Below are 17,341 nucleotides of genomic sequence, written 5' to 3'. Positions count from 1 at the left end.
ATACATTCTTGACGAATGATAAGGAGCGGGACTAACCAGAAGGCAGAATGTTTCTGCACGAAACCTTCCCTCGTGATTTGTTAGGCCGGCTTGCGGCGAGGTAAAAGAAACGCGCTAAAGAGGCTTTGACGGCGCGCATAACCCGACGTCATGGTTTCCACGGTCAATTTGAGAGATGCACCCCCGCGGATGGACGCACGCCCTGCGCCCGCCCCAAGGTGTGGATCAGACACGAAAGAACCGGATACAAGTCCCATGAGTGATAACCAGACATCCCCTTCCAAGGCGTGGCGCCCTGCCACACGCCAGCTCCATGCCGGTCTGGAGCGCACCGAATATGGTGAAACCAGCGAAGCCCTCTTCCTGACTTCCGGCTTTGTGTATGACAACGCCGAACAGGCTGCCAAAACCTTTACGGGTGAGGTTACGCACTACCAGTACAGCCGTTTTGGCAACCCCACCACCGCTGCACTAGAAGCCCGTCTGGCGGATCTGGGAGGGGCAGAAGCCTGCGTAACCACGGCAACGGGCATGGGGGCTGTTTCCTCCGCCCTGCTCTCCCACGTTACGGCGGGTGGGCGTGTTGTGGCCTCCCGCGCGCTGTTTGGCTCCTGCCACTGGATTGTAAACCACCTGCTGCCCCGCTACGGCGTGGAAACCGTGTTTGTGGATGGTGGCAATCTGGCGGAATGGGACGAGGCCCTGTCTGTCCCCACGGATGCGGTGCTGCTGGAAAGCCCCTCCAACCCCATGCTCGACATTCTCGACATTGCGGCCATTTCCGAGCGTGCCCACAAGGCGGGTGCAATTGTGGTTGTGGACAATGTGTTTGCCTCCCCCATCTTCCAGAAACCGCTCGAACTGGGCGCGGATGTGGTGGTTTACTCCTGTACCAAGCACATTGATGGTCAGGGCCGTGTGCTGGGTGGTGCCGTGCTGGGCCGCAAGGACTGGATAACCGAAACCCTCCAGCCCTTTACGCGCAACACCGGCAATGCACTTTCCCCCTTTAACGCATGGGTCATGCTCAAGGGGCTGGAAACCCTGTCCCTGCGTGTGGAAGCCATGGCCCGCAATGCCGCCGCAGTGGCGGATTATCTGGCATCGGCTCCGGGGATCAAGATGGTGCGCTACCCCGGCCGCAAGGACCACCCGCAATACGAACTGGCCCAGCGCCAGATGAGCGGCAACGGCACACTTGTCGCCTTTGCAGTGGAAGGCGGACAAAAAGAAGCCTTTGCGTTCATGAACGCTCTGCAACTGATCGCCATTTCCAACAATCTGGGAGATTCCCGCTCGCTGGTGACCCACCCGGCCACCACCACGCACTCCAAGATCAGCCCCGAAGAACGCGCAGCCCTTGGCATTACGGATGGCGCCATCCGCTTTTCCGTCGGCCTTGAAGACAGCGCGGACCTGATAGACGATCTGGCGCGCGGCGTTGCCGCACTCAAGGCGCTGTAAGCACGACACACGCCTGCCCGGCCATGGCCTGCCCCCCTCCACCTAGGGGCAAAGGCCATGGCCAAAGGGGCAGCAGAGGGGCATGGCCTGCACCCCCCGTACTGGATGCAGCTTTGCACAACCCCCATGTTCATGATACTGGCACGCTCTCGCACCCAATGCGGACCTAGCACACGGAACGGCTGATCAGGGCCGAACCCCTTTCCATTTTGCAGGAGCATGGAGACCCATGGCCGACTGGGCCGTTGCCCCCCTTCCACAATCCCCGGAAGAAGCTCTGAACGAACTGTTCTCCCCCCTCCCTGTGTACGAAGCCGTGACCGATGGCATTCGTGTGCTGGTGCAGGTCTTCTGGCTGTCTGACCAGTCCGAGCCGGATGAGCACAGTTACTGCTGGGTGTACCGTATCCGCATTGGCAACGACAGCAACAGACCGGTGCAACTGCTTGAGCGGACATGGCATATTACCGACACATCCGGCCGCACGGAGCATGTGCATGGGCAGGGTGTTGTAGGGGAGCAGCCCATTATCCAGCCCGGTACGCTTTACGAATATACATCTGGCGCGTCCCTTTCCACGCCCGGTGGGTTCATGCGCGGGTCCTACCTGCTGCAAGCCACCACGGACCGCACCCGGTTTGACGTGACCATTCCCGCCTTCAGCCTGGATAGCCCTTTCCAGAACCACCAGCTCCAATAACCAAAGCAGGAGACCGGCATGAGCGTGCCTGAGCACAACACAGACCGCCCCACCCAACAGGAAGCCGAACAGGCAGTACGCACCCTGCTGCGCTGGGCTGGCGATGACCCAACGCGTGAGGGTCTGCTGGACACACCCGCCCGCGTTGCCCGTGCCTATACCGACTTTTTTTCAGGCTATGCCATTGACCCGGCCAACCTGCTCCGCCGGACTTTTTCCGAAGTCGATGGGTATGACGAGATTGTTCTGCTCCGTGACATTCGCTTTGAAAGCCACTGCGAGCACCATCTGGCCCCTATTGTTGGCCGGGCCCATGTTGCCTACCTGCCGCGCCAGCGGGTTGTCGGTATTTCCAAACTGGCCCGCGTGGTGGACGCCTATGCCCGCCGCCTCCAGATTCAGGAACGCATGACCGCCCAGATCGCCAACACCATTAATGACGTGCTTGAGCCCCAAGGCGTGGCCGTGATTATTGAATCCGCGCATGAATGCATGACAACACGCGGCGTGCACAAGCCCGGCGTGTCCATGGTCACCAGCACCATGCTGGGCGTGTTCCGTGATAACTCCGATACCCGGCGTGAGCTGATGGCAATTCTCAACCGCCCCGCCGTCAACGGCTACTAAACTGCCAGCACCCCCGGCACCCCATACGGGGCCGGGGGCCTGCGCAGGCCAGACCAGCGCACTTCCATAACCCAGGTCAGGTCATGCGCTGCGTGGCTTAAATGCTGATATTTGCGCCAAGCACCTTCAGGAACTGGGCCAGCCACGCCGGGTGGGCAGGCCATGCGGGAGCACTGACCAGCTCACCATCCGTTACGGCGTCTGTTACGGCAATATCGGCATAAATGCCGCCAGCCAGTTCCACTTCCGGCTTGCATGCCGGGTAGGCCGAAACCTTGCGCCCCTTAATAACCCCAGCCGCTGCCAGCAACTGCGCACCGTGGCAGATCGCTGCCAGAGGCCGGTCGGCAAAGGCGCGCACAATCTCAAGCACTCTTGGGTTAAGCCGCAGATACTCAGGCGCTCTGCCACCGGGAACGATAAGACCCAGATAATCATCCGTGTCGATCGCATCAAAATCCGCGGTCAGCGTAAAGGCATGGCCGGGTTTTTCGCTGTAGGTCTGCGCCCCTTCAAAATCATGGATGGCGGTCAGAACCTTGTCTCCCGCTTTTTTGTCCGGGCAGACCACATCCACTGTATATCCCAGCATGGAAAGGGCCTGATACGGGACCATAATCTCATAGTCCTCTACGTAGTCCCCTGCCAGCATCAGCAGTTTTACATCATCAGTCATGGTGAGAGGTCTCCTTCAGCCCTTCGCGCAGGCGGGGCATCAGTTCCACAAAGTTACACGGACGGTGGCGGCTATCGAGCTGGAACACCAGAATATCGTCCCATCCATCCTTGACCGCACCCGTGGAGCCGGGGAGCGCAAACAGGTAAGTCCCGCCTGCAACACCCGCCACGGCGCGTGACTGAATGGTGGATGTGCCGATTTTCTGGTAAGACAGCATACGGAACAGCTCGCCAAAGCCTTCTATCCGCTTTTCCATAACGCGCTCGAACGCTTCTGGTGTCACATCCCGGCCGGTTACACCGGTGCCACCATTGGTGATGACCACATCCACCAGCGGGTCTGCAATCCAGGCGCTCAGCTGCGCTGCGATCAGGTCCGCATCATCGGAAACAATGGTGCGTGCTGCTACGGTGTGCCCTGCGGCCTCAACCCGCGCCACAAGGGCTGCGCCGGAGGTGTCCGTCTCCAGTGTGCGCGAATCCGAAACAGTCATAACAGCAATACGCACAGGCAAAAACGGTCGGTTCGTATCTATCTTGGACATGGCTGACTGTTATATCTCCGCAAGTATGATGCAAAAACGCATCAGGGGAATGAATAATAGCTGTCTGAGGCAGAAAATAAGCCCTCAAAGGCAACCTTTTGCCTGCATCGGCCCTAAAAAACATTTAGGGATTGGGGTTGTTACACCCCGATAAACCATGATTGATCTTTTCGCTCACGCGCAAGACCAATCCAAAGACAACAAAATTGGGATCATGACCAAACGTATTTTTTTTCCTTTTCGCACGTTCTGGCTTTTTGCCTTCCTTTTCCCCCTTCTGGCCACGGCCCTTCCCGCGCGGGCGCAACTCCTGCCCGGTGGCAACAGTTCTATTGGTCTTTTACCCAGTCTGGAAGTTGATAACGAGGCCAATCTGGTCGAAGACCCCGGCCCCCTGTTTTCTGCCCCCTATGGCAAGGACCATTTTTTTGGTGACTGGGGTGGTGCGCAGCCGTGGCTGCTCAACCACGGTATTCACATTCTGGCCGATGTGCATGAGGAACTGGCAGGCAACTTCCGTGGGGGTCGCAAGCAGGGCGTGACCAATGCGGGGCAGGTTGGTGTTGAACTGGACGTGGACTGGGGCAAGCTGACCAATACGGACCTGTTCAAGAACCTCTGGACCCACATGATGGTTGTGAACGGCCATGGGCGGAACCTGAGCACGGACTACATCGGGGACTCCATTGGCGGCGTGCAGCAGATTTATGGCGCGCGTGGTAATGTGGTGGCCCACCTTGTTTACCTGTATGCCGAGCATTCGTTTTTCCATAACCATGTGGACATCAGTGCTGGCTGGATCCCGCCGGGCAGCTTTTTTGCCGCCTCCCCCCTGTTCTGTATGTACATGAACGTGGCCATGTGCGGTAACCCCGCCCCCACCAAATACACCGAAGGCGCGCGTGACTGGCCATCGGGTAACCTTGGATTTGTGGCCCGCGTGATGCCCACAAGCGATACCTATATCATGGGTGGGCTGTTTGCTGTTTCCCCCCATGCGTTTAACGGCGGTATTTCCGGCTGGGCATGGGCGCAGGACGGTCTGGGCAAGTTCTCCTCCCCCGTGGAAGTGGGCTGGCTGCCCAAATTTGGCAAAGACCACCTGAACGGGCACTACAAAGCCGGTTTTGGCTATGACAATTCCAGCTACCCCGACCTGCGCGATGACATACACGGCAATGCCTGGATTGAAACCGGCATGCCCAAACGCTACCGCGCAGGCCGTGCCAGCGCATGGGTCATGGCCGACCAGATGCTGGTCCGCAATGGGGATGGCCCAACCAACGGCCTGATCGCTCTGGCTGGCTGGATGTGGGCTGATGGGCACACTACCGCCATGTCCCACCATATCTGGGCTGGTATGGTGGAAACCGGGGCCAAATGGGGCCGCCCGATGGATAGCGTGGGGGCCATGTACCAGTGGGAGCTGATGAGCCGCGCCTCTACCTTGCAGCAGGAAGCCGCAAGCATGGCCGGTGTGCCCTTCCCCTCCAACCAGTGGGGTACCGTATGGGGCATTCAGTCGCACGAGAACATTTATGAAGTATTCTATAACGCGCACGTAGCGCCCGGCATTTCACTGCAGCCGGACTTCCAGTACATCAACCGCCCCGGTGGCAGCACCGTATTCCACGATGCGGCCGTTATGGGGCTTCAGTTCAACGCGGTTCTGTAATCAGTTCGGAACCACAAACCGCTCCATCGGGCGCAGGCTGAGCATCCTGCCCTGCAGGGGGGTAAACTGCTCCGCGTGGCAGGTCAGTAGTATGACCTGCAAACGCGTTGCGGCATCGGACAACACATCAAACAGGGTTTCCAGCCGCTGGGAGTCTGAAAAACTCAGCGCGTCATCCAGCACCAGAATGGCTGGAGCCCCGCGTTTGTGCAGCAGTTCCGCAAACCCGAGCCTGACCAGCACGGCTATCTGTTCCCTTGTGCCATCCGACAGGTCCTTTACCTCCTCCGCGCGCTGGCGCGTCAGGCCGGTCAGGGCGAACTGCGTATCCACCTCCAGTGTTGCCCCACGGAACAGGGCAGAAAAAGCGGGCTGCATGGCCTGCACCAGCGGGGCCAGATACCGCTCGGTCTGTGTGGTTTCGGCCTGAAGCAGCGTAGCCTCCAGCAACGCAAGGGCTGCGCGCTCGCGCTCCCATGCCTCCAGCTCGCCCTGCGCCTGTGCTGCGTGGCGTTCCGCACTGGCAAGTTGTTCATCCAGCCCATCCCCTTCTGCCTGACGGATCCGTGTTTCACGCTCCGTCTGGTCCACGGACAGGCGCGTAATCTGCTCGTGCAGGTGTTCCATAGCCTGTTCGCGGCGGAGAATACCCTGCTCCACCACGCTCAGCGGTTCCTCCTGCTGGCGTATATGGGCAATCCGGGCCAGTTCGGCCTGTGCGCGCTGCCTGTCCTGCTCACTGCTTGTGGCGCGGGTCAGCAGAGCCGGGTCGGGTTCGCGCTCAACCCATACGTCCAGTTCACGCCGGTCGCGCTGGAGCGCCTGCTGCTGCTGTGCAAACTGGGCAAGAGCCTGCTCCAGTCGGGCATGGGCCATGCGGTGCAGGGTAAGCACCTCCTGCTCCTGCACGCGGGCGGCTTCCACCGCCATAAGTGCATCCTGCTCTTGCGCGCGGGCGTGCTCTACATCCGGCGGAGTGCCTTCATCTTCGGGCCAATCTGCCTGAGCGGCCTGCTCCTTGGCAAAAAGGGCTTCCCGCTCGTTCAGCTTCTGGCGCAGTGCGTCCAGAGCAGCGGTAATATCGCTGGGCTTGGGCACACATAAAAGCGCCATACACTCGGCACTGGCCTGCTCCACTTCCCGCTCGGCCTGCCTGCGGGCCTCGTGCTGGCTTTCAGCCTGCTCCACACTGTGGCACCCGACCTCTTGCAACAGACTGTCCAGCGCGCTTTGGGCTGTAGCAAGGGCTGCATGCAGCGCGTCACTCTGCTGGGTTGAGGGGGTTATGGTAAAGCGGCCCACACCGTCCACCACCAGTTCACTCACATCGGTCAGGGACTGGGGGCCAACCGGGCAGGGGTTGCCATTCAGCCATACCGTGCCTGCTGCATCCGGGAGCAGGGTTGCCTCAAACCGTGTGGCCTGCGCCTGCATGCTGGCCTGTGCCTGATGCACCACCTGCACGGCCTTGGCCAGACGGCGCATAAAAGCTGCATCCACGGGCATGATGCGCAGGGCCGCCTGTGCTTTTTCCAGCCTTGCACAGGCGGCGTTCGCTCGCTCGAACGCGGCACGCTCCTGCGCTATGGCCTGCTGGTTATGCGCCAGAGCAGCCTTGTGCATAACGCGCGACACCATAGTGCGAGCCTGCTGGTGCCGACTTAAAGCGGCTTTATGGCTGGCCTGTGCATGAGCCAGTTTCTGGTCTGCCTCCCCCGCAGCAAGGCTGAGCTGGGTATGCCCGCTTTGGGCATCGGCCAGAACCTGCTCCAGCCGGGCAATATCTGCCCGGCGGGTCTGGCGGCGGTCCTGCTCGGCCTGAATATACTGCACGTTTTGCTCGGCCGCACTGAGTTGCGCCTGTGCTGCCTGCTCCTGCGCCACAAGCCCGCGCAACTGGTCACGCGTCTGCCGCAGGGCCACGAGTTTTGCCTCGTCCTGCCTGCGCCGTTCGGGGTTGTTGCACTGGGCCAGCGTGCGCCGGGTCTGCTCCAGCCCGCTTATATCCTCCTGCAAGGCCTCCTTGCGGGCCAGAAGGGTGGCCACCTGAGCACGGGCCTGCTCGCCCTCCTCCTGTATCTGGCGCATGCGCTGGCTGGTTTTGCCCGTTGCAGTCTGGTACTGGGCCAGCCGTTTGCTGACCAGAGCCAGCATGGCGCTGGCCTCGGCCGTGCCGGTTACGCCCTGAATGTTCTGTTGCAGACAGGCCTGAAGGCTGGCACGCCCGGCCCCTTGCAGCGCAGGCTGGGCAAAGCTTTCACCCTGCTCCACCAGCAGGGCGTTCCACAGCCCTGCCGCTTCGGACTTACTGACCTTTTCCAGTTCGAACAGGGCTTGCAGGCGTTCCTCCGCTTCCTCCCCATCAAACCGTTCAGCGCCCAGATCCAGCCGGGCGAGACTGCTGCTGCCAAACTTTTTTTCCAGCCAGCAGGACTGGCCTTTCCATGTAAAGGCCACGCCAATATGGGGTGAACCCCCACCATAAGGCAGCAGGTCCTTGAATGGCTGGGCTTTGGAGGTGTGCCGCAGGGTTAGCGCGGTACGCAGCGCCTTGAGCACGGTGGATTTACCGGCCTCATTAGGGGCGGCCAGAATATTCAGCCCAGCGCCCAGCCCTTCAACCCGCACGGGGGAGGCAAAACGGCGCACGGCCTCGATCTGGATGTCTGTCAGGATCATGGCGTGGCCCTCCGCACTTCACCCCAGAGCAGGAAGAGCCTTTGCAGCGCCTCCTGTGCAACACTGGCCTCGGCCCCACCGGCATTCACCTGTTCCAGCAGGGCGGCGGCCGCCGCACGCACTGGCCCGGATGTGCCAAGCATATCCAGATCATCCGCCCCGGCGGCAAGGCTGGGGGCACCACTCAGCCGCAGGCAGGCCAGTGCACTCCGCAGGCGGTGGTCGATCAGACTTTCATAAAGTGCCAGATCTTCCACCCCCAGCATGCCGCCAACCTCCAGCCATGCCAGAATGGTATGGGGCTGCTCGGGGGCTATAGCGCGCACGCGGCTTTCCAGCGCATGGATGTCCGCACTGCTGGTCAGCACCACGTTTTCAAACTTGCACCACGCAAAGCGGCCTGTTCTGTGCGTGCTCAGCCGTGGTGGAGCTGTGGGGCCATCAAACGCCACCACAACGCATTCCCCCCCACCATTACCCCCGGTGCCAAACCGGTCCACCTCCGGCGTGCCGGCGTACACCGTGCGGTCATTGATCCTGTTAAAACCGTGCCAGTCCCCCAACGCCAGATAGGCGAGCCCCGCCCGGGCGGCCCGGTCAATGGCTATGGGGTTGTTCTGGGCTTCTCCCTCATTCCCGAACCCCACGACCGAGCCGTGCGCAACCCCTATGCGCAAAGCCCCTTCGGGGGTGGGGGCATCGTCCATGTAAGCCGTCAGGTCCGACAGGGTATGCCGCCGCTGCAAAACGGCAGGCAGCAGCCAGGCATTGTGCGTGCCATCCAGCTCAACCGGTGCGGAGGCAAGGTGGAGCTTAACATTGGCAGGCACTGCGTTATCACGCTGCAGACGGCTCCATACGCCCTGAGGGGTATGGGCATCGTGGTTACCGGGAATAAGGTGCCAGCTTATATCCGCAAACTGGCGCATGCGCTCCATGGGCTGGCGCAAAGTATGCCCCGAGGGGGTTTCGTGCTCATACACATCACCTGCGACCAGCACATGGGCGGCCCCTTGCGCCCGAGCAAGCATGCCTATGCGCTCGATCACATTCAGCCGCTCGGCCTGAAGCGCGCCCAGTGCATCATCATCCACAAAGCTGAAGGTCCGGCCTATCTGCCAGTCGGAGGTATGAACAATTTTCATACACACAGTTGTGCCTGCACCACCAATAGCTCGACAAGACAGAATATGGCATGACGGCCAGCATAGTCCTGCGGTCGGAAACAGCCCTGTACGCACCTGACCCAGAGTTGATTAGCCCCATTATAGTTTGCAGGCTTATGCTTCAGGTCTGCTGCGCGTTGAACGCAATGCCAGACTATGGGCAGAACTTCCCTCAAACATTATATTTTATTTTAATATGCGCCTGACAATACGGATTCGGGTGCAATCCTTACTCAGTGGCCACAACAAAAGCAGACCCAAATGACCGCTGAGAAAACAGCTTTCATGCACAGACCGGGGTGGAAGGGCTGGTTCCTCCAGCTCCCGCCCTCCGTGTTTTCTCCCGGCTGGTTCCTGTTCTGCCTGCGTACGTGGCTGTCTGCCGTGCTGGCGTTGAGCACGGCGTTCTGGCTCCAGCTTTCCTCCCCCGGTACGGCGGCGGTTACGGTCATGATTCTGGCCCAGCCGTTGCGTGGGCAGGTTCTTTCCAAGGCACTTTACCGTCTGGCGGGCACCATTATCGGTGCGTTTGTCGCCCTTTTCCTGACCGCCTGCTTTAATCAGGAACGCGGGGTTTTTCTGGGTGGTGTGGCGTTGTGGCTAACCCTTTGCACCATTGTGGGCACACTGGAGCGCGACTTCCGGGCTTATGCGGCCATGCTCTCGGGCTATACGGTTGCCATTGTGGGGATCAGCTGCATTGATAACCCGGCAGGCATTTTTGACGTTACGGTTAACCGCGTGTCCTGCATTGTGGTGGGCATTGCCTCCACCGCCGCGATCAATGACATTTTTGGCTCCCCCACCGCGTTTGAAAAACTGACCGCCAACCTGCGCCGCACATCGGACATGGTGCGCCGCATTGCCAAGGATGCACTGGCTGGCCACAGCATTCCCGACAGCATGGCCTGCGCAGGCCTTGCGGGGGAAATTATTGCCCTGACATCGCAGATCTCCTTCGCCAAGACCGAACTGCCCGATGCACGGCTGCGGCTTGCAGGCGCACATTCGGCCATGGTGGCGCTGCTGGAAATGCTCTCGTGCAGCCAGGCCATTGCCCTTGTGCTGCGCAAGGGCGAGGTTTCGGCCACGGTGCTCAAGCACATCCGTGATTCCTTTGGTGATGGTACGCCAGTCGATTCCCCCGCACAGGCAGTGCATGATCTGGAAGACCTTGCGCGCGAGGCGCATAAAAACGAACTCAGCCTCGGCCCAACGCTGGATGAGGCCTGGCTGATTGAACGCTCCATGGCTCTGCTGTCCGATGCACGCTGGGCGGTGGATGGCATAGATGCATTTGAGCACGGCCAGCGCGCACGCACACAGGCCCCAGAGCTCAAGATTGAACAGCATGATGACGTAATTGCCGCATTGCTCAACGGCCTGCGCACGCTTATCGGCTTTTCCGTCGCTGCCGGGCTGTGCATTATTTCCGATATTCCGGCAACGTATTCAGCACTGTCGCAGGTGGCCATTATCCTGACCCTTGCCGCCACAACCTACAATGTGCGCGGCTTTGGCATGGGGGCACTGCTGGGCACGCCACTGGCCATTATTGTGGCAGCGGTGCTGAACTTTGGCATACTCCCCCACGGGGCGGACATGCCTTTTCTGGCCATGGCCATCATTCCCGTTATTTTTGGCGGCTGCCTGCTGCTCATGCACCCCAGAACAGCCACGGTCGGGTTTAACGCCGGGGTGTTCTTTTTTGTTATTCTTGGGGTCGCTGACCAGCAGAATTACGAGCCATCCGCCTTTATTGACCGCAATGTGCTGTACCTGTTTGCCGCGATCATGATCTTTATCTCGCTCGTGCTGCTGCTACCGCCCTCCGCCTCCCGCAGGCGGTTCAGGGTGGGCATTACCATCGGGCATGATCTGCTGCTCCAGTTTGAAGGGCATGGTGAACAGGCCGGCTCCGCCCTGATCAGCCGCCACTACGACCGGCTGTGCCGTATTCTGGAATGGAACCGTTACCTGCCCGCCAACAAGGCACGCCAACGTGTTTTTGCCCGCCTTGCCAGCCTGGATACCCTCAACCTTGAGCTGGCCCGCGCACGCCGCCACCTGCAACGCGCCGCCACCATTCCCGCTATCCGGCTGGATGCGGAATCCGCCTACCGCGCCACCATTATCTACAACGTGGATGCTGCTCTGGTGCGTATGCGGCACAAGGCCCGCATTCTGCTCGACCATGCCATAGGCCTGCCCCATGGGCAGATGGCCACAGCCCTTGCTGCGGTTTCTGCCATGGTGGGTGCAATCCGCCTGCTTGAACACAACCGCTCCGCCCTGCACCTGTATGACCTGCTGCCCGTGCCGGACCAGCAGTGGAAGGCCCGCTAACATGCAGCTCCAACCTGTTCTGGATATTGGGGGCCTGCTGGTGTCCTCCTTTGTGGTGCATGCGGGGCTGGCCATTGCCACCCTGCTGGCGCTTAACCCGCTTTTGGCCAAGGTGCGCGCCCGCCGCGTGGTGTGGAACCTGCCCTTGGCCGAATTTGGTATTCTGATCGGCCTTATCGGCCTTTACACCATCCTTTTGTGAAAGGGCTTTTCCGCCGTGTTTGAACGTGCGCGCCGCCTTCTGCAATTTGTTACAACCGGCATTATTCTGGCCATTGCAGCCGTGGTCTGCTTTGTCCTGTGGGATTACTACACCGCAGCGCCCTGGACCCGTAACGGGCAGGTACGCGTGCAGGTGGCCGACATTGCGCCGCGTGTTTCGGGGCAGATCATAGACATAAAGGTGCGCGACAACCAGTTTGTCCATGCGGGCGATGTTCTGTACGACATTGATCCCTTTGACTTTAAGGTGGATGTGGCCTCCGCTACCGCTCTGGTGAATGAGCGGCAGGCGGATATGGTGCTCAAAAACGCGCAGGAATACCGGCGCAACAACCTGACCGACGCCGCCGCCTCCCGCGAGGAAAAACAGGTGTTCCAGGCCACGGCGGAAGTTGCAAAGGCGCAGTATGCCTCGGCCATGGCGGCTCTTTCGCAGGCCAATATCAACCTTGACCGAACCCATGTGCGCAGCACCGTAACCGGCTACGTCAACAACCTAATCATGCGTGTGGGGGACTATGCCACCGCAGGCAAGGCGAACATTCAGGTCATTGATGCTTCCTCCTACTGGGTGGACGGATATTTTGAGGAAACCAAAATCCGCTCCATCCATATTGGTGACCGCGCCCGGCTGGACCTTATGGGCTACCGCCAGCCCATGTGGGGGCATATCACCAGCATTACCCGCGGGATTGCTACCCCCAATGCAACACCCTCCACACAGGGCCTGCCATCGGTGGACCCGGTCTATACGTGGGTGCGGCTGGCACAGCGTATTCCCGTCCGTGTGCAGATCGACAGCATCCCCCCCGGCACCCAGCTTGCCGCGGGCATGACCACCACAGTCACCATTGTTGGTAGCAAGGGCAAACGTGCCCATGATTCCCTGACCGAAGCACTGGACAGGCTGCATGATGCCCTTATGGGCGGCACAGGCGGGAACGGCGCACGGCATTAGGATAGAGTATGGACGCCCGCCCCCCATGCTGGCACAAACGCAGGCATGTACCATTCCTTTGCCCTGCCCTGCCGTACTGCCATGTTCTGCGCCCTTGCCCTGTGCCTGAGCGCGGGCGCACAGGCACGGACCATACCCGGCCAGCGCGTACAGGTCAGTGCTCCCTGCCTGAGCACCCTGCATGTTGTAACCGACAACACCCTGTCCGACGGAGTGGACATTCCGGGGGCATGGCCCGCAGGCCTGCAAAGCTCCACCGCGGCAGATGGCACCATCACCCTGACACAGACGGACTGCGCCAGCGGGCAGAGCCTTGAACTGCACACACCATCGGCCATGCCGCTGGCCATAGACAGCCCGCAGGCAACCCGCATTGTTATTGACGGCCGTAAAGGCTCCATGTCCATCCAGTCCGGCTCGGGGGGGATTGAGCTGGGCCGGACCGGGCCGATTGATCTGGCATCGGACTCCTCGGGGCCTATCCACATTGACACACTGGCAGGCTCGGCGCGCCTGCGCTCCACCACCTCCGCCCCCATTACCATCCGCCAGGTCAAGGCTCCGGCTCTGGCCGTCTATCTGGCCGGCACAGCCAGCCTGAGCGCACCTGCGGGAACACTCAAGGCGCTGGACATCAACAACGCAGGCAAGGGCAATGCCAGTTTTGGCGGCACCACGGGTGTTGCCGCCCTGCATGTGCAGGGGAGTGGCAACATCAGTGTCCACAAAGCCACCGGCACCGTGGCAACGGAGCGTGATGGCAAGGGGCGGATTGATGTCAACTTACCCGATGCCTCCCCCACGCAGCAGAACTAGCACGACCGGGTCAACACACACCTTAACTACCCCGCAAAGCCAGAGGAGCCCTGCCGGTGTCTTTTAGTCGGCTGTTCATCATGCGCCCCGTTGGCACAACCCTTATGGCGGTTGCGTTTATGGTGGCGGGTCTTTTTGCCTACCGCGCCATGCCGGTAGCGGACCTGCCCAATATTTCCGTTCCGGTCATATACGTTATTGCCTCCCAGCCCGGCAGTTCCCCCCAGCAGCTGGCCAGTGCGGTAACCACCCCGCTGGAGCGCAGGCTCGGCCAGATTGCGGGCGTAAGCAGCATGCGCTCGGACACAACGGATTCCAGCGCATTTATCCTGCTGTTCTTTGACAATAACCGTGACATCAATGGTGCCGCGCGGGACGTGGAGGCCGCCCTGCGCGCGGCAAGGGCGGACATGCCCCACACGCTGCTTGACCAGCCCCAGTATTACAAAGCCAATCCATCGGATAGCCCGATCATGGTTGCGGCCCTTACATCGGCCACACGCAACGCCACGGCCCTGCGGGATCTGGGGGAGACACACCTCAAACCCATGCTGGCCGGGGTTAAGGGGGGTGGCTGGGTCGATGTTGTGGGCTCGGACAAGCCCGCCATCCGTGTGGAAGTTAACCCCCAGCTCCTCTACCAGTACGGGATCGGGTTTGAGGATGTCCGCTCGGCCCTTGCATCAGCCAACGCCAATACACCCAAAGGGTTCATAGAAACCGGGGGCCAGCGGCTAACACTCCAGACCAATGATCAGGCCCACAGCCCCGAGCAGTACCGTGATCTGGTAATCGGTTACCGCAATAACCGGCCTGTGCGGCTGAGCAGCGTGGCAACAGTGCGCTCCGGCCCGCAGAATGAACGCACGGCAGGCTGGTACAACAAGCAGCCTGCCGTGCTGGCCATTATCCGCGCACAGCCGGGCACAAATGTTATTGAAGTCACCGACGCCATTCGCGCACGCGCGGTCCTGCTGCGCAATGCCCTGCCTGCGGATGTTGCGTTTACGCTGGTCTCGGACCGCTCCGTATCCATCCGTGGCGCTCTGGAGGACACGCAGGAAACCCTGCTTGGTTCCGTCCTGCTGGTAGTTCTGGTCGTGCTGGCATTTTTGCGGAGCTGGCGCTCCACCTTTATTCCCGCCGTTACGGTTCCGGTCTCGCTCGCGGGGTCTCTGGCCTTCATGCACCTGCTGGGCTTCTCACTCGATACGCTCTCACTCATGGCGCTGACCATTGCCACCGGCTTTGTGGTGGATGATGCCATTGTGGTGGTGGAAAACATTGCCCGCCACATGGAAGAGGGCATGGACCGCATGCAGGCCACCTTACAAGGTGCGCAGGAAATCGGTTTTACCATTCTGTCCATCACCATTTCCCTTATCGCGGTGTTTCTGCCCCTGCTGCTGATGGGGGGCATTGCGGGCAAGATATTTTTTGAATTCGCCATGACCCTGACCATTGCTGTCTCGGTCTCGTTTTTTCTGGCGGTCTCGCTCACCCCCATGATGTGCGCGCGGTTTCTGGACGTGGCCCCCGGCCCACAGGCTCCAGCGCAGCGTTCTGCCAACCCGTTTGTGCGGGCCGCCCATCTGCTGGCCGACGCCACGGACCACGCCATGGCATGGATGATGCGGCTCTACCGCTCCACGCTGGACGTTGCCCTGCGCCACCCGTGGCTGACGTTGCTCTCGCTCCCGCTCAGCTTTGTGGCAACCATCGGGCTGATCTTCATCATCCCCAAAACCGTTCTGCCTGCGGAGGATATTGCTCTTTTGCAGGGGTATCTGAGCGTGGACCAGACTTCCTCCTTTTCCGCCATGTCGGCCAAAACCCGCACGGTGCTTGATGCCATGCAGGCAGCTCCGGGCGTGGAGGGCGTCATTGGCTTTACGGGCGAAGACGCCGCGAACGAAGCAGAGGTCTACGCCCAGCTCAAGCCCAAAAACCAGCGTACGCAAACGCCAGAAGCCATTGCCGACGCCATACAGCAGGCCGTGCGTACCATACCGGGGCTTACGGCCAGCATTTCCAATGCGGGTGATATTAACGGCGGCGGCCAGCGCGTGCATGAAGGCGCATACAGCTTTGTCTTCCGCAGCGAAAACGAGGCCGATATTGACCAGTGGGTGCCCCGCGTAACCGAAGCCCTGCGCAACAGTGCAGTTTTAAGCGGGGTTAGCAGTCATACGGTGGGGCATGGCATGGCACTGCATGTGCTGATCAACCGCGACAATGCCGCCCGCTACCAGATTACCCCCCAGCTTATTGGCAATGCCCTGTACGATGCGTATGGCCAACGCACGGCATCCAGCATTTCCACCCCGCTCACCACTTATTACGTGATCATGGAGGTGCAGAAGCAGTTCCGTGACAACCCGGAAATGCTGAAAACCCTGTGGGTATCCACCGCTGGTGGCACGGCATCGGGTGCTGTGGCCTCCAACACCATTCGGGTACGCAAACCTGCCGATGCCCCTGCCGCCCGCAGCGACAGCCTTTCCGAACAGTCCTTCCGCAATGCCATTGCCAACAGGCTGGCAGGGGGTGGGGCCGGGGCTTCCAACGGTTCGGCCGTTTCCGCAACATCCGAAACCATGGTGCCCCTGCCCACGGTTGCACGCATAGCCAGCGCCCCCACACCGCTACAGGTCAGCCACGAAAACGGTTTTGTCTCTGGTGCGCTCTCCTTCGACCTTGCAGCCGGCCATTCGCTGAGCGAGGCAGAGGCCGAAATCCGCCAGACCATGCGCAACCTGCATGCCCCCGAAAGCCTGAAAGGTGATTTTTCAGGCGAAGCGGGCGATCTGCACAAGGACCTGGTCAACGAAGCTCTGGTGTTTGTTGCCGCCATTGCCACCATGTACATCACACTGGGTATTCTGTACGAAAGCTACATTCAGCCCCTGACCATTCTTTCCACCCTGCCTTCGGCCGCCTTTGGGGCTGTGCTTACGCTCTGGCTATGCGGGCAACCATTCTCTCTCATCAGCATGATTGCGGTGATCATGCTCGTAGGCATTGTGAAAAAAAATGCCATCTTAATGATCGACTTTGCCCTGCATGCCGAGCGGACCCAGAACCTGCCCCCGCATGAGGCCATAAAAACAGCCTGCCTGACCCGCTTCCGCCCCATTCTCATGACCACCATGGCCGCAGCCTTTGCCGCCATACCCATGATTATAGGGCGCGGCTATGGGGCGGAACTGCGCCTGCCCCTTGGCGTTGCCATTCTGGGCGGGCTGGCAACCAGCCAGTTGCTTACCCTGTATTCCACCCCTGTTGTGTATCTGCTCATGCACCGGCTGGCAGCTTTTGCCCGCAAAGCCGCAACATGGCTCCAGCGCAAACTGGCTGGCTGGGCAGGCACCCGCCCCAATACTGCGCCATAACACGGCGGGCATTGCATGGCCTTTCTGCTCAAAAGCTTTTAAAACACCGTTTGAACAACCGTTTTACCAAGGA

General features: G+C 60.5%; 13 protein-coding genes and 1 riboswitch. Of the genes, 9 read left to right on the top strand and 4 right to left on the bottom strand.

Annotated features, from left to right (window positions below):
• Positions 1-59: 59 nt before the first annotated feature.
• Positions 60-139: riboswitch (SAM riboswitch) on the top strand.
• Between the two features lie 116 nt (positions 140-255).
• The 3 genes from metZ (at position 256) to folE (ending at position 2,791) form a co-directional block, all read left to right on the top strand.
• Positions 256-1,464, top strand: coding sequence for an O-succinylhomoserine sulfhydrylase (metZ, locus tag LKE65_RS07800; protein ID WP_278740905.1), 1,209 nt, complete (start codon positions 256-258; stop codon positions 1,462-1,464).
• Positions 1,465-1,693: 229 nt separating this feature from the next.
• Positions 1,694-2,164, top strand: a complete 471-nt coding sequence (gene apaG, locus LKE65_RS07795; RefSeq protein ID WP_086645538.1) for a Co2+/Mg2+ efflux protein ApaG — start codon at positions 1,694-1,696, stop codon at positions 2,162-2,164.
• 18 nt (positions 2,165-2,182) lie between these two features.
• On the top strand, positions 2,183-2,791 hold the full coding sequence (gene folE, locus LKE65_RS07790) for a GTP cyclohydrolase I FolE (protein ID WP_086645539.1): 609 nt from the start codon (positions 2,183-2,185) through the stop codon (positions 2,789-2,791).
• Between the two features lie 97 nt (positions 2,792-2,888).
• Here folE and LKE65_RS07785 read toward each other — a convergent pair whose 3' ends face one another.
• Both LKE65_RS07785 and moaB read right to left on the bottom strand, forming a co-directional pair.
• Positions 2,889-3,467 carry a DJ-1/PfpI family protein gene (locus LKE65_RS07785; protein ID WP_095349981.1) on the bottom strand — a complete coding sequence of 193 codons (579 nt, stop codon included), beginning with the start codon at positions 3,465-3,467 and terminating at the stop codon, positions 2,889-2,891.
• The gene (gene moaB, locus LKE65_RS07780; protein WP_086645541.1) at positions 3,460-4,014 is read right to left on the bottom strand and encodes a molybdenum cofactor biosynthesis protein B; all 555 of its coding nucleotides are present in this window, start codon (positions 4,012-4,014) and stop codon (positions 3,460-3,462) included. The genes LKE65_RS07785 and moaB overlap by 8 nt, the downstream gene beginning before the upstream one ends.
• Before the next feature lie 214 nt (positions 4,015-4,228).
• Between moaB and LKE65_RS07775 the strand changes: the two genes are divergently transcribed.
• Positions 4,229-5,689: a carbohydrate porin gene (locus LKE65_RS07775; protein WP_086645692.1), complete on the top strand. Its 1,461-nt coding sequence runs from the start codon at positions 4,229-4,231 to the stop codon at positions 5,687-5,689.
• Here LKE65_RS07775 and LKE65_RS07770 read toward each other — a convergent pair whose 3' ends face one another.
• Positions 5,690-8,368, bottom strand: a complete 2,679-nt coding sequence (locus LKE65_RS07770) for an AAA family ATPase (RefSeq protein WP_278740904.1) — start codon at positions 8,366-8,368, stop codon at positions 5,690-5,692.
• Complete coding sequence (locus tag LKE65_RS07765; RefSeq protein ID WP_278740903.1) at positions 8,365-9,513, bottom strand: metallophosphoesterase family protein; 1,149 nt, start codon at positions 9,511-9,513, stop codon at positions 8,365-8,367. The genes LKE65_RS07770 and LKE65_RS07765 overlap by 4 nt, the downstream gene beginning before the upstream one ends.
• A 282-nt stretch (positions 9,514-9,795) precedes the next feature.
• On the opposite strand from LKE65_RS07765, the gene LKE65_RS07760 reads away from it, so the two are divergent.
• The 5 genes from LKE65_RS07760 to LKE65_RS07740 are packed head-to-tail and all read left to right on the top strand — an operon-like array spanning position 9,796 to position 17,268.
• Positions 9,796-11,880 (top strand): FUSC family protein, encoded by a 2,085-nt coding sequence (locus tag LKE65_RS07760; protein ID WP_086645544.1) that lies wholly within the window; start codon positions 9,796-9,798, stop codon positions 11,878-11,880.
• 1 nt (position 11,881) lies between these two features.
• The gene (locus LKE65_RS07755; protein ID WP_086645545.1) at positions 11,882-12,082 is read left to right on the top strand and encodes a DUF1656 domain-containing protein; all 201 of its coding nucleotides are present in this window, start codon (positions 11,882-11,884) and stop codon (positions 12,080-12,082) included.
• A 15-nt stretch (positions 12,083-12,097) separates the two neighbouring features.
• Entirely contained in the window at positions 12,098-13,060 is a 963-nt protein-coding gene (locus LKE65_RS07750; protein WP_095349985.1) for an efflux RND transporter periplasmic adaptor subunit, read from the top strand.
• A gap of 45 nt (positions 13,061-13,105) precedes the next feature.
• Positions 13,106-13,876, top strand: a complete 771-nt coding sequence (locus LKE65_RS07745; RefSeq protein WP_278740902.1) for a DUF2807 domain-containing protein — start codon at positions 13,106-13,108, stop codon at positions 13,874-13,876.
• Positions 13,877-13,932: 56 nt separating this feature from the next.
• On the top strand, positions 13,933-17,268 hold the full coding sequence (locus LKE65_RS07740) for an efflux RND transporter permease subunit (protein ID WP_278740901.1): 3,336 nt from the start codon (positions 13,933-13,935) through the stop codon (positions 17,266-17,268).
• Positions 17,269-17,341: the final 73 nt, after the last annotated feature.

Source organism: Acetobacter fabarum, assembly GCF_022483405.1.
Taxonomy (GTDB): Bacteria; Pseudomonadota; Alphaproteobacteria; order Acetobacterales; family Acetobacteraceae; genus Acetobacter; species Acetobacter fabarum.
Note: the sequence above shows the minus strand (reverse complement) of the source record. Positions and strands in the feature narration are given on the sequence as shown.

Coding starts and splice junctions, on each gene's coding strand:
- metZ (WP_278740905.1), top strand. CDS start 256: ATGAGTGATAACCAGACATCCCCTTCCAAGGCGTGGCGCCCTGCCACA.
- apaG (WP_086645538.1), top strand. CDS start 1,694: ATGGCCGACTGGGCCGTTGCCCCCCTTCCACAATCCCCGGAAGAAGCT.
- folE (WP_086645539.1), top strand. CDS start 2,183: ATGAGCGTGCCTGAGCACAACACAGACCGCCCCACCCAACAGGAAGCC.
- LKE65_RS07785 (WP_095349981.1), bottom strand. CDS start 3,467: ATGACTGATGATGTAAAACTGCTGATGCTGGCAGGGGACTACGTAGAG.
- moaB (WP_086645541.1), bottom strand. CDS start 4,014: ATGTCCAAGATAGATACGAACCGACCGTTTTTGCCTGTGCGTATTGCT.
- LKE65_RS07775 (WP_086645692.1), top strand. CDS start 4,229: ATGACCAAACGTATTTTTTTTCCTTTTCGCACGTTCTGGCTTTTTGCC.
- LKE65_RS07770 (WP_278740904.1), bottom strand. CDS start 8,368: ATGATCCTGACAGACATCCAGATCGAGGCCGTGCGCCGTTTTGCCTCC.
- LKE65_RS07765 (WP_278740903.1), bottom strand. CDS start 9,513: ATGAAAATTGTTCATACCTCCGACTGGCAGATAGGCCGGACCTTCAGC.
- LKE65_RS07760 (WP_086645544.1), top strand. CDS start 9,796: ATGACCGCTGAGAAAACAGCTTTCATGCACAGACCGGGGTGGAAGGGC.
- LKE65_RS07755 (WP_086645545.1), top strand. CDS start 11,882: ATGCAGCTCCAACCTGTTCTGGATATTGGGGGCCTGCTGGTGTCCTCC.
- LKE65_RS07745 (WP_278740902.1), top strand. CDS start 13,106: ATGTACCATTCCTTTGCCCTGCCCTGCCGTACTGCCATGTTCTGCGCC.